Origin of the sequence: Ensifer sp. ENS09, from assembly GCF_014852425.1 — a bacterium.
Lineage (GTDB): Bacteria > Pseudomonadota > Alphaproteobacteria > Rhizobiales > Rhizobiaceae > Ensifer.
In genome coordinates, this window is record NZ_JACVBP010000003.1 from 753,399 (window position 1) to 765,804 (window position 12,406).

The window sequence follows — 12,406 nt, forward strand, 5'->3', positions numbered from 1 at the left end:
TTTCTCCGATGCGCCAAGATCGCCGGCTCCACTGGCTGCTTCTTGCACCCGCCCTCCTTCTGATGGCGGTCATGCTCTACTATCCAATGTTCGGGACGATTTATGAGAGCTTCCACGAAACGAGCTTTCTCAGCCCCGATCCGAAGTTCGCCGGGCTCGCGCTCTACAAGCGCGTTCTGTCTGACGGCACCTTCACCGAAGTGCTGACGAACTCGATCGTCTGGACCCTCGGGGTCGTGCTTCTGCAAAACATCCTCGGCTTCCTGACGGCACTGCTGCTCAATCAGAACCTGCCCATGCAGGGTACGCTGCGTGCGGTCGTGCTGTTGCCGTTCATCTTGCCCGGCGTGGTCGCCGCCATTCTCTGGCGCTTCATGTATGATCCGCAGCTCGGTCTCGTGAACTCGCTGCTGCTCCAGGCGGGCCTCATCGAAAACAGCGTCGCGTGGCTTGCCGACAGCCGCATGGCCATGGTCTCCGTCATTATCGCCGCGGTCTGGAAGGGCTTTCCCTTCTCGATGCTGATCTACCTTGCAGCCCTTCAGAACGTCGATCGCAGCCAGATCGAGGCGGCGACGCTCGATGGGGCCGGCCCCATCCGCCGGCTGATCGACGTGACGCTGCCGGCGATCCGCGACGTGGTCGTCGTCAACATCGTGCTGACGCTCATCTTGACCTTCAACTACTTCGACATCATCTGGGTGCTGACCAAGGGTGGGCCGCAATCGGCAACCCACATCTTCCCCACCAAGATCTTCGAGACCGGTTTCGGCCAGTTCCGCTTCGGCGAGGCGGCAACCTACGGCGTGTTTTCCATTCTCGTTCTTGCGGTGCTCGTCGCGCTCTATGCGATCGTCCAGAACGGCGCCAACCGCCGGAGGGCTTCGGCATGAAGCAGACCAAATCGACCCGCGCCTTTCTGATGCTGATGCAGCTCCTGCTGGCGGCGATCGTGCTTTTGCCCTTTTTCTGGATGCTGTCGGTCAGCCTCAAGCCGCCGACAGAGCCATTCGCCATTCCAGCCAAACTCTGGCCGGACAATCCGACACTCAACAACTATGTCACGGCCTTCCGGCCGGAGTTCCGGATCTATTTCCTGAACTCCCTGGTCGTGTCGCTTTCGACCGTGGTCATCACCGTGACCCTCGGCCTGCTGGCCGCCTACAGTTTCACGCGGGCGCAGCTTGCCGCGATCTCGGCGCTGATCGGGCTCGTGGTCCTGGCGCAAATGTTCCCGCATTCCGCGATCATCATCCCGATCTACAAGATGATGCGCAGTGCCAACCTGCTCAACACCTATTGGTCGTTGATCCTGGCTTACGTTTCGGTGACCCTGCCCGTGGCGATCTGGATGCTTAGGGGCTTTCTCCTGAAGCTCCCGGCTGCACTCGAGGAGTCTGCCGCGATCGACGGCGCAACCCCGATGCGCGTCTTCTGGGACATCGTGGTGCCGCTGTCGCGGCCGGGCCTGATCGCCACCTCGGTCTACGTGCTCATCGTGACCTGGCAGGAGTTTCTCTTTGCCCTTTCCTTCACCTCGACGAAGGAGATGCGCACGCTCCCAGTCGGCCTCAACGATTTCATTGGCCAATACGGCATCCGCTACGGCGAGCTCATGGCATCTTCGGTGATGGTGTCGCTCCCGGTGATGGCGATCTTCTTCTTCCTGCAACGCTATTTCGTCGCCGGCGTCACCGCTGGCGCAGTGAAAGGTTAGGCCAATGGCGCTGATCGAACCATCGGATCTCATCCCGGGCATCCGCCAGATCCTTTTCAACCGGCCGGAAAAGCTGAATGCGCTTTCTACCCCACTGATGCGCGCGTTCGAAGCGGCACTCGATGAGGCGGCAGCCGATCCGGCCGTCCGTGTCATCGTGCTGCGTGGCGCCGGCGGCAAAGCCTTCGTCGCCGGCGCCGACATTGCTGAATATCAGGGCGACAAGCGCGCCGAGTTCATCGCCTATCAGCTCAACTCCCGGCGTGTCTTCGACCGGCTTGAGCGCATCGGCAAGCCGGTGATCTGTGCGATCGACGGCTTTGCTCTTGGTGGTGGGTTCGAGATCGCGCTTTGCTGCGACATCCTGATCCTCTCGTACACGGCCCAGCTCGGTCTTCCCGAAGGGCGGCTCGGGCTCTGCCCCGGTGGCGGCGGAACGCAACGCCTCCTGAGGTCTGTTGGGAAGTATGCGGCCTCTGATCTCCTGCTTGCCGGCTGGCGAATGTCCGCCGAGCGCGCGCTGGCTCTTGGCATCGCTGCCGATGTGGTCGCTCCGGCGGACATGGACGAGGCGATCCTGAGGCGCGCCCGCGCCTGCCTAAAGGTCGCCCCGTTGGCCGCCGCCGAAATGAAGCGGCTGCTACGGGAAGGCATGGATGCAGGGATCGAGACGGCAAAGAGCCTCGAGCAGGAGGTGCTCTTTCGCCTCTATTCGACCGCCGATGGCCAGGAAGGCATCGATGCCTTCCTCGAAAAACGCGATCCGCAGTTCAGGATGGAATAGGTCATGGAATTCAAGGGTAAAGTCGTCGCCGTCACCGGTGGGGCCAAGGGCATCGGGCGGTCCTGCGTGGAGCTGTTCGTGGCTCGCGGTGGCAAGGTGGTCTTTTCGGATATCGACGAGGCAGGCGGTTCAGCGCTTGCCGAAACACTCGGTGACGCTGCGGTTTTCATCCGCGGCGACGTGCGCAAGCTTGACGATATGCAGGCCATGGCAGCACTTGCCGAGCAGCAGTTCGGCGGCCTCGACATCATCGTCAACAATGCGGCCATTGCGCTTAACGGCGTCATCGACGAGATCGACGAAGAGCGCTGGACCACGGTCATCGATACCAATCTCACCGGCTTCTGGCGGACGATGAAGGCCTGCGTGCCGCTGTTGCGCAAGCGCGGCGGTGGTGCGGTAGTCAATCTTTCCTCGGTGCAGGGGCTGATCGGCTTCCAGGGCTGGCCGGCCTATGCCGCGGCCAAGGGCGCCATTATCGCCTTGACCCGGCAATGCGCGATTGACCTTGCCAAGGCGGGGATCCGTGTCAACGCGGTGGCGCCGGGCACCATTATGACACCGATGAACGAGAAGATCTTCGAAGAGACCGAGGATGCACAGGCGCTGATCGACAGCTGGAACCGAGCCCATCCGATCGGCCGCTTCGGCCAGCCAATGGAGGTCGCCGAACTCGTTGCGTTCCTGGCCTCGGATCGGGCGAGCTTCATCACCGGTGAGATCGTCCGCTGCGACGGCGGTCTCGCGATCCGGGGCGAGTGATGCAAGGTCTGGTTTCAATCAGCACCCAATGCGGCGCGCTGCAGTTCGACCCGGCGGTCGGCAATATTCCCGTCTTACGGTTTGACTGGGCTGGCCGGGCGATCGAGCCGCTCTATGCCGCTCCCTGGCGCGAGGAGCCGGAAGCTCAGGCCGATCCTAGGCTCTCTCCGGCGGAGCGCAGGCTTGCCGGCGATTTTTTCTGCGCGCCTTTTGCCGCCGCTGCCGACCCGGCCGTACCCGCGCACGGCTGGTCCGCCAACAGCGCCTGGCGATTGCAGGACCGTCAACCTGGGCAGGTGCGCTTCCTGCTTGAACATCGCGTCTTGGGCGCCGTCATCACGAAGACCCTGGAGCTCGCAAAAGATGCGCCGCTCCTTTACCAGGAGCACGGGATCGACGGCGGTACGGGTTTGCTGCCCGTGGCCCATCATCCGATGGTCCGCCTCAAGGGGCGAGGGCGCTTCTTCACGTCGAAAAAGCGGGCGGCTCTCACCGCCGATGAGGCTTTCGAGCCCGGACGCTCGCGCCTGGCCTATCCCATGCACGTGACGGAGCTCGACCGTGCAATTGGCGCGGATGGTGGAGCACTCGACCTGACGCAATGGCCGATCGCCGCGCGCAACGAGGACTTCGTGACCCTGGTCGAGGCGGCAGGGGCATCGCTCGGCTGGTCGGCGGTGTTGCGCGAAGAAGAGGACGACATTGTCTTCTTTCTCAAAGATCCCGCAATTCTTCCCGTGACCATGCTGTGGTTTTCGAACGGCGGCCGTGACTATGCGCCGTGGAACGGCCGGTTTTCCGGCGTGACCGGCATCGAGGACGGTTGTGCGGCCGGTGTTGGCGGCGAACTAGCGGCGGCTGCGCCAAATCCCGTTGCGGCCGAAGGCGTTCCGACCGGATTGGCGCTCGCTCCGGGCCGGACCCATGTCGTGCGGCACGTGACCGGTGCCATACCGCGCCCCGCCGGCTGGACCGACATTGCAGGGATCACTGTTGCAGGGGACGCGCTCATGATCTCGGACAGCGCCGGGCGGCAGGTGATGCTGCCGTGGCGCCGCGATTTTCTAAGAGGAAATGACTAAAATGGCCGCAATAGAGTTGCGCAAGCTGACCAAGAGCTTCGGCTCCTACACCGCGCTCGACGCGCTTGATCTCAACATCGGCGACGGCGAGTTTCTTGTTCTGCTTGGTCCGTCGGGCTGCGGCAAGTCGACGACAATGCGCATCGTCGCGGGCCTGGAAGAGCCGTCGTCCGGAGAGATCCTCATCGGTGGGCGCCGGGTCAACGACATTCCGGCGCGCGACCGCGATCTGGCGATGGTGTTCCAGAACTATGCGCTCTACCCGCATATGACCGTTGGCGAGAACATCGCCTATCCGCTGAAGATCCGGAAGGTGGCCCGCACCGAACGCGAAGAGCTCGTGCGGGCGGCTGCTCAGCGGGTCGACATGGCGCACCTCTTGACCCGGCGGCCGGCGGAGCTTTCCGGCGGCCAGCGTCAGCGTGTGGCGCTTGCGCGCGCCATCGTGCGCCGTCCGCAGGTGTTCCTGATGGACGAGCCCTTGTCCAATCTCGATGCGAAGCTTCGCACGGTGATGCGGGGCGAGCTGAAGAACCTCCAGCGCGATCTGGGCACCACCACCATCTACGTCACCCACGACCAGGTCGAGGCGATGACGCTCGCCGACCGCATCGTGATCCTGAACAAGGCGGTCATCCAGCAGATCGGAACGCCGGCCGAAGTCTATGCGCGCCCGGCGAACACCTTCGTCGCGAGCTTCATCGGTTCGCCACCGATGAACCTTCTCTCCGGCCAGTTGAAGGACGGTTCGTTCGTGAGTGCCGGCGGCCCCTTCGCCCTTGAGGGCGCTGCCGGCGATATCACGCTCGGTATCCGGCCGGAGCACGTCCGGATCGCGTCGGACGGAAACGGTCATTTCAGGGGCACGGTCTTTTCTTCCGAACTGCTCGGCGACTGCACGATCCTCACCGTCAAGGCCGGCGACGCATCCGTTGCCGCCAAATTGCCGCCGGAAGTGGGGCTTGAACGGGGAACGCCGGTCAGTCTCAGCTTCGAGGCGGGGCGCATGCATCTTTTCGATGCGGCGACCGGCGTCCGGCGGGGAGAGGCATGATGCCAACACCCATTTTTACAGCGGACCGATTGCGCGTCTTCTTCGACGGCATCTGGAGCGAACCGCGCCTTAGCCACCCGGAAGGTGTGGCGGTCGGCCCCGATGGCTGGGTCTGGTGTGGCAATCAGGACGGTGACATCTGCCGCATTGCGCCGGACGGCAGCCGGATAGAGCGGGTTGCAACCACCGGAGGCTTCCTTCTCGGCCTCGCCTTTGACGCAGATCGGGCGCTTTATGCCTGTGACCTCAAACACGCGGCGGTTTTCCGCCTGGACCTTGCAACCGGCGCTCTTATTCGCCTCAATGCGCCAGGGCTGCGCATTCCGAACTATCCGGTCGTCGATCGAAAGCGGAACCGGCTTCTCGTTTCGGACAGCCACGATGCGGCAAAGGCCGGTCCCGGCCTCTGGTCGTTCGACATTTCCGGCGGAGCAGGGACGCTCTGGTGCGCAAGCGAGTTCGCCTTTGCCAACGGACTGGCGATCCGTCATGGGGAGGAAGCGGTCTATGTCTGCGAGACGTTCGCAAGGCGGATTTCCCGCGTGGAGATCGGACCGGGTGGTGCCGTCGGAGCCGTTCACCCATTTGTAGAGGATCTCCCCGGCTATCCGGACGGGCTGGCGTTCGACCAGTTCGGACACCTCCTGATCTCGCTTTACGAGCCTTCGCGCATCCTGCGCGTGGACGCCGATCGGCGCATCTCGGTGCTGGTCGAGGATCCGACGGCACATGCGCTCTGCCACCCGACCAACATCGCCTTCGACGGCACGACGCTCTTTGCGGCCAATCTCGGCCGCTGGCACATCGCGGCGATCGATTGCGACATCGGGGCGCCGCCGCTCTGGAGGACTGCCGCATGACCTTTATCGGCCTGACCTGGGATCATCCAAGGGGCTACAATGCGCTTGCCGAGACGGCACGTCGCATCAATGTCGGACGTGGTGATGCGCTGATCCAGTGGAACAAGCAACCGCTCGAAGGTTTCGAGAGCGCGCCGATCCGCGAGCTTGCAGATAGAAACGATCTCCTGGTGATGGATCATCCGCATATCGGGGAGGCGGTGGCCGAAGGCTGCTTTCGGCCCTTGGAAGAGCTTTATTCCGAGGAGCAGCTACAGGCCTGGCGCGGAGCGAGCATAGGCCCGTCGGCGACAAGCTATCACTGGGACGGCAAGACCTGGGCGCTGCCGCTTGATGTGGCAACGCAGGTAATGGCCCGCCGCGGCGACCGCATCGGCGAGGCGCCGAAGACATGGGGTGAGGTTCTGGACGCGGCGAAGAGGCAACCCGTTGCCCAGTCGCTTGCCGGTCCGCATGCCGTGCTCAGCCTGATGTCGATGGTGGCAGGCGCCGGCGGCACGGTTGGTGGGGAGGGACTCCTGTCGGACGAAGAGGCCACGGGCGCGCTGGAAACCATGCAGCGTCTCTACGCTTACCGGCCAAAAGGCAGCGAGGCACTCAACCCGATCGGCCTCCTGGAGGCGATGGCGCGCGCCGAGGATATTGCGCTCGTGCCGCTGGTGTTCGGTTATGTCACCTACGCGGCGTCGGGCCATGCACCCCATGTCGTCCATTTCTCCGACACCATCCGCTGTGCCGGTGGCGTTGGCGGCGTGATCGGCGGCACGGGCATCGCCTTTACACGTCGATGCCGGCCGACGCCTGAGCTCCTCGACCACATCGCAAGCCTGCTTTCGGCTGAAACCCAGATCGAAACTTTCCCGGCCTTCGGCGGCCAGCCTTCGGCGCGCGCCGCCTGGCAGTCGCTGCCAGTCAATCGCCATTGGGGCGACTTTTATCGAGACACGCTTGCGACTGCGGAAGCAGCGCTGCTGCGCCCCCGCTTCGACGGCTACATCGCTTTCCAGGCCGCGGCTGCCGACCATATCCGCGCCGCACTCGAGCGGCGTGAAGACCCCGCCACTACGCTTTCCGTCCTTCGCACCCTCTGGCGCGGTGCGCGCCAGGCTGCGCGTGGACATCTTGATGATCGAAAAGGCTGATCCGATGACCGACGACACCAACTCCACGCCTGCTGCCCTTGCCGGCGTCCGTATTCTCGATTTCTCCCATCTTCTGCAGGGCCCCTTCGCCACGCAGTTGCTGGCCGACATGGGCGCGGACGTGATCAAGGTCGAGCGTCCGGGCAAAGGCGACCTGTTCCGCTCGCTAACCTTCCGCAACAAATGGGTGGGCGGCAGTGAAAGCCCGAATTTCCTTGCCTGGAACCGCAACAAGCGCTCGATCGCGCTGAACCTGAAGTCGCCCGAGGTAAAGGCGATCATCATGGAGATGGCCAAGAGCGCCGACATCGTGGTGCAGAATTTCCGTCCCGGTGTGATGAAGGCGATGGGGTATGGCTACGACGACTTTCGTGCCGTCAATCCGCGCATCATCTATTGCTCCGGTTCCGGCTACGGCGAGGAAGGCCCCTATGTCGATCGTCCGGGCCAAGACATGCTGGTTCAGGGACTGACCGGCATCATGGCCGCAACCGGGCAGGCGGACGCGCCGCCAACGCCGGTCGGCGCCGGATTTTCCGACCAGATCGGCGCGATGAACATGGTCTACGGTATCCTTTCGGCGCTGTATTGGCGTGAGAAGTCCGGGCGGGGCCAAGAGGTCCAGGTCAACCTTCTTGCGGGCATGCTTGCGCACCAGAACCAGGAAATGGTGATGGCTCTGAACTTCAACGAGGATTTTCAGCGGCCCCGTTCGGGTATAGGTCATCCGGGCATGGATGCGCCGTTCGGAACCTATCCGACCAAGGACGGCTGGGTCACGATCGCGATGAGCCCCTACCGGACCCTCGTCGGTGTACTCGGCAATGATGACCTGCTTGTCTACGACGATCCGGAAAAGCTCTTTGTGCAACGCGACGAGATCTGGCGCAGGCTTGCGGCGGAGACCGGAAAATGGACGACGGCAGCCTTGCTGGAGGCCTTGCTGGCGGCCGACATCTGGTGCGGCGAAGTGAAGTCGCATCTGCAGGCGGCAGAAGACCCGCAGGTACGCCATATGGGGTTGGTGACGAGCTACGAGCATCCGCGGGCAGGGACTGTCAAAGTCGTTGCTCCTGCGGTGCGCCATTCCGAAACTCCCGCGACAATCCGCAAACCGGCACCGCTCGTTGGCCAACACACGCGCGAGATCCTCGGTGAGTTCGGCTATTCGGGCGATCAGATCAGCGCATGGCTGGCCTCAGGCGCGGCTTTTGCTGACGAGGACGCTTGATCGGCGCTCTCGCAGAGCATTATCGATGCGTGCCTGTCGGCAGGCAGGTTTATCATCGCTTCAACGGATATCCCCGCGCATGACGTTGCGCGGGTGTTTCGGTCGTTCCAGCGGCTTCGATCTATCAGGATCGGCCGCCGCGCTTCGAGCTCTGGCCGCTTTCGTGGCCGCCCCCTGGTACGCTCAAGTGTTGTCCCACCGTCTGGAAGCGCAATGCGTCGTGAGACGCCTGGGCTCACGTTCATTTAAACTCAAGATCGAGCGTGGCTTTGCACTGTTGCGGCTAGGGAGACCGAGGTTCGATCGCTCGGGGCGAGCTGCCTGATGAGTGGAAGGCCTGATCAACGGTGTCGGTTTCAACAGAGGCAGGGCTATCCTTGTTGGAAAACGCAGCACTCGCGGGACCGCCACGCCAGCGAGCATTTAAGCGACCGGCCCAATGAAGGGATGTCGGCTTCACTGCGCGGCACGCAAAGATCGTGTGCCAAGGGAACGACCTCACGATCCTATCCGTTACCCCGGTTGCCGTTACATAGCGCAAGAGTGAGGTTTGGGAACCATGTCCGGCGAAACAACACATGGTCTGGGCGCCTACGTCTCGTTTCCCTACGACCGCAACATGCTGGGAGAATTTCGGCGGACGTTTCCGCGAGCCCGTTGGAGCGACGAAAGGCGCAATTGGTTCATTCCGGGCAAAACTGCCGACCGCCGGTTTGCCAAATGGATGGAGCGCCAGTTGTCGGAGCGTGACCCGTTCGGTGACGCAAGGGGCAGGGACGCCTACGACTTTGATCCCATCGGCAGCCCATACCTGGAGGCAGGCGATGACCTTTGCCTGCGGACCCCTTTCTCCCGCACCATCGTTGGCGAATTGCGGCAAGTGCCGTGGGCACACTGGGATGACAGTTCCAGATCATGGCATGTTCCCTACCGCTCCTACGAGGAATTGCGGAAACGCTGGCCTGTGATCGAAGCCGCCGCTCGCCGCAACGAACCTGATGCACGAAAGCTACGCCGACTTGCTTTGCGTGGGTCCGCCGAGGAATTGGAGGCGATGAACCGCAGCAATGAGCGACGAAGGCGGCGGTACCCTGTCCCCGCGGTTTTTCCACCGCAACTCGGGCGCCCGGTCGCCACCGAGACCTACGGCGTCGTAATATTCACTGCGATCTTACAGGAGATTGTCCCTCGAGGTCTCTCCGCCTCTTATCCGTTCATCAAAAATAGCCTGATGGAGTTTGTCTGGGCCTCTTGGCGGTTCGCAACCCTGCGAGAGCTGGTCTCGGTATGGCCGGCCCGGGCCGGTGCCGATCATCAAAGGGGCTGGTGGCTTCCAGATCTGGAGGAATTGCGCGCTTCCAGGAGGCTGGCCCGAACTCAAGAGCGCCGCCACGCGACCTCCAGGTCCCAACGGAGGAATGCCGGCGGGGCGAGACCAAAGGCACACTAACGTGTTGATGGGGCGTTTTCGCTCAATGTACGGAGCCGACGAAGATCACTTCCTGCTGACACGCCATACGACATTGCCGACATCGTCGGCAACCAGAAGGCTGCCTGTCTTGTCGATCGCCACGCCGACTGGGCGCCCCATAGCGTTTCCACGTTGGCCGATGAAGCCGGTGAGAACATCTTTCGGCCGTCCGCTGGGTTTACCATTCGCAAACGGGACGAAGATGACCTTGTAGCCGCTGGGGACGCTTCTGTTCCAGGAGCCATGCTGTCCGACGAACGCGCCGTTTGCATAGGCGGGGCCGAGCGAAGAACCCGTCGAGAATGCCAGTCCCAACGATGCCGTATGCGCGCCCAGCGCGTAGTCGGGCTTGATGGCCCTTGCGACGAGGTCGGGACGCTGCGGCTTGACGCGGGTGTCGACGTTCTGGCCGAAGTAGCTGTAGGGCCAGCCATAAAAGGCGCCATCGCGCAAGGATGTCATGTAGTCCGGAACGAGATCGTCACCGAGTTCGTCGCGTTCGTTGACTGCCACCCAAAGGCCCCCATTTTGCGGGTTCCAGGAGAGCCCGTTGGGGTTGCGCAGGCCGGATGCGAAGACGCGCATGCGACCGCTTGCCTTATCGATCTCGAGCACGGCCGCGCGGCCCCGTTCAGCGGCCATGCCGTTTTCGGCAACATTGCTGTTGGAGCCGACGGTAACGTAGAGCTTGCGCCCGTCCGGGCGGGCGATCACATCCTTGGTCCAATGGTGGTTGAGATCGCCGGCCGGTAGGTCCGCGATCTTTTGCGGCGGCGCCGTGATCCGGATCTGTCCGCTGGAATAGGGAAAGGCGACAAGCGCGTCGGTGTTGGCAACATAGAGCTTGCCTTGCGACAGTGTCATGCCGAACGGAGAATTGAGGCCCTCGGCAAACGTGGTGCGCATATCTGCAACGCCGTCGCCATTGGTGTCGCGAAGCAGCGTGATCCTGTTTGCGCTTGGCGTGGCGGCGCCGGCGCGCCTCATGGCCGCACTCATGAAGACCTTCTTCAGGCTGAAGCCCTCGTCATGCTTGGCCGGGGCATTGCTTTCGGCCACCAGAACGTCGCCGTTGGGCAGCACGCGCAGCCAGCGCGGATGGTCGAAATTCGCTGCGAAGACGTTGACCTTCAACCCTTTGGCCGCGCGTGGATGGCCACCGTCCTGCCACCCAGTCGCATCGGCAATCTTGACTGTCGGTATCACTGTTGGACGCGGCTTCGGCAAAGCCGGGTTCGAACCGTATCCAACCACGCTGGTGTTCGCCGCCCTCTGCCTGGCTGAGACATTGGCGCAACCCGCCATTAGAGCCGCGGTTTGGAGGATGATGATTGCTGCATGCGGGAAACGGTTTTGCATCGGAAGGCCCCTGCCAGGATTGGCCCCTCTCATCGTGAGACGCAACGGCGCATCGCACTATTCCAACCACAAAACCGCAAGGGTTGCGACTTGTTCCCGGCGGCAGGTTTACCGAACTTTCTTCCGCGCAACGCCGCCAAGCGGTCAAAAGAAAAAGTGGTTCAGGGGGCCTGAAGTGCAGATCTCCCTCTTCATGGCGGCAGGGTCCCTCCGTGGCCTGGAGACCGCATCACGAAGCTCGGGACGATCCATCGCCTGGGCGCGGTGCTCTCCGCTTACAGTTACGGGACAGTTCCGGCCTTCCATCGGGTTTCCTCTTAGCTCCCGCCGGGCCCGAAAGAACCATGACGCGGTGAGCCTACAGTCTCGTTCTTGGTTGCCAACTGTCCAGACCCCGGACAACGCTCTCGCCATGACAAGGGGGTAATTGACCGGCGGTTAGCCTTGGTAACGCAGCGTTTCCCAGAATTCCGGGTAGAGCGCGTCGAATACCCTCGCCGTTTTTCGACCAATCACTTCCAGGAGGTGGTCATAGCCAGACCGCGGGATCTCCGAGGCGGGACGGATGATTATACCCGCTTGGTCCAAAATCTGCTTGAACGATTTGACAGATTGCTTTGTCGCGCCGTCAACGGAACCGATTTCGTTGAGCAGCGTCTCTTCGATCGCCGTCAAGACGGAGCTATTGCCGGACGCTTTTCGCCGATGCCAATCAGGAAGTGTTCCAAAAAAGTCGAACAAGAAGCAGAGCCCCTCACGCAACCGATCATTTTTCAACGTGTCGGTCAGGCTGTTTTCGGGCTCATGGCAAGAGGTGCCGCTCGATTGCCAAAGTCGAAAGCCCGAAACGACGAACGCTTCGTCGCTGGACAGATCGGAAAAGCCAAGTGGGATAAAATCGAAGTTTGCCATAATCCAATCCGACGCGCATTCAAGGCAACGTC

12 protein-coding genes are annotated in these 12,406 nt (G+C 62.4%); 10 read left to right on the forward strand and 2 right to left on the reverse strand.

Annotation, left to right across the window (positions count from 1 at the left end):
• Nucleotides 1–8 precede the first annotated feature (8 nt).
• The 10 genes from IB267_RS18660 (at nucleotide 9) to IB267_RS18705 (ending at nucleotide 10,082) form a co-directional block, all read left to right on the forward strand.
• Nucleotides 9–893 (forward strand): carbohydrate ABC transporter permease, encoded by an 885-nt coding sequence (locus IB267_RS18660; protein ID WP_192448933.1) that lies wholly within the window; start codon nucleotides 9–11, stop codon nucleotides 891–893.
• Entirely contained in the window at nucleotides 890–1,717 is an 828-nt protein-coding gene (locus IB267_RS18665; protein ID WP_192448934.1) for a carbohydrate ABC transporter permease, read from the forward strand. The genes IB267_RS18660 and IB267_RS18665 overlap by 4 nt, the downstream gene beginning before the upstream one ends.
• A gap of 4 nt (nucleotides 1,718–1,721) precedes the next feature.
• A complete protein-coding gene (locus IB267_RS18670) occupies nucleotides 1,722–2,501 on the forward strand; it encodes an enoyl-CoA hydratase/isomerase family protein (protein ID WP_192448935.1) in 780 nt (259 codons plus the stop codon).
• Between the two features lie 3 nt (nucleotides 2,502–2,504).
• A complete protein-coding gene (locus tag IB267_RS18675; protein ID WP_192448936.1) occupies nucleotides 2,505–3,263 on the forward strand; it encodes an SDR family NAD(P)-dependent oxidoreductase in 759 nt (252 codons plus the stop codon).
• A gap of 296 nt (nucleotides 3,264–3,559) precedes the next feature.
• Nucleotides 3,560–4,345 (forward strand): hypothetical protein, encoded by a 786-nt coding sequence (locus tag IB267_RS18680; protein WP_192448937.1) that lies wholly within the window; start codon nucleotides 3,560–3,562, stop codon nucleotides 4,343–4,345.
• 1 nt (nucleotide 4,346) lies between these two features.
• Nucleotides 4,347–5,399, forward strand: a complete 1,053-nt coding sequence (locus IB267_RS18685) for an ABC transporter ATP-binding protein (protein WP_192448938.1) — start codon at nucleotides 4,347–4,349, stop codon at nucleotides 5,397–5,399.
• Nucleotides 5,399–6,259 carry an SMP-30/gluconolactonase/LRE family protein gene (locus tag IB267_RS18690; RefSeq protein ID WP_192449281.1) on the forward strand — a complete coding sequence of 287 codons (861 nt, stop codon included), beginning with the start codon at nucleotides 5,399–5,401 and terminating at the stop codon, nucleotides 6,257–6,259. The genes IB267_RS18685 and IB267_RS18690 overlap by 1 nt, the downstream gene beginning before the upstream one ends.
• Nucleotides 6,256–7,401: an extracellular solute-binding protein gene (locus IB267_RS18695; protein WP_192448939.1), complete on the forward strand. Its 1,146-nt coding sequence runs from the start codon at nucleotides 6,256–6,258 to the stop codon at nucleotides 7,399–7,401. The genes IB267_RS18690 and IB267_RS18695 overlap by 4 nt, the downstream gene beginning before the upstream one ends.
• Nucleotides 7,385–8,632, forward strand: coding sequence for a CaiB/BaiF CoA-transferase family protein (locus IB267_RS18700; protein ID WP_246810702.1), 1,248 nt, complete (start codon nucleotides 7,385–7,387; stop codon nucleotides 8,630–8,632). Before IB267_RS18695 ends, IB267_RS18700 begins: the two co-directional genes overlap by 17 nt.
• Before the next feature lie 559 nt (nucleotides 8,633–9,191).
• Nucleotides 9,192–10,082, forward strand: a complete 891-nt coding sequence (locus IB267_RS18705; protein ID WP_192448940.1) for a hypothetical protein — start codon at nucleotides 9,192–9,194, stop codon at nucleotides 10,080–10,082.
• A gap of 45 nt (nucleotides 10,083–10,127) precedes the next feature.
• On the opposite strand, the gene IB267_RS18710 is transcribed toward IB267_RS18705, so the two are convergent.
• Nucleotides 10,128–11,462, reverse strand: coding sequence for a sorbosone dehydrogenase family protein (locus IB267_RS18710; protein ID WP_192448941.1), 1,335 nt, complete (start codon nucleotides 11,460–11,462; stop codon nucleotides 10,128–10,130).
• Between the two features lie 438 nt (nucleotides 11,463–11,900).
• Nucleotides 11,901–12,374 carry a hypothetical protein gene (locus IB267_RS18715; protein ID WP_192448942.1) on the reverse strand — a complete coding sequence of 158 codons (474 nt, stop codon included), beginning with the start codon at nucleotides 12,372–12,374 and terminating at the stop codon, nucleotides 11,901–11,903.
• Nucleotides 12,375–12,406 lie beyond the last annotated feature (32 nt).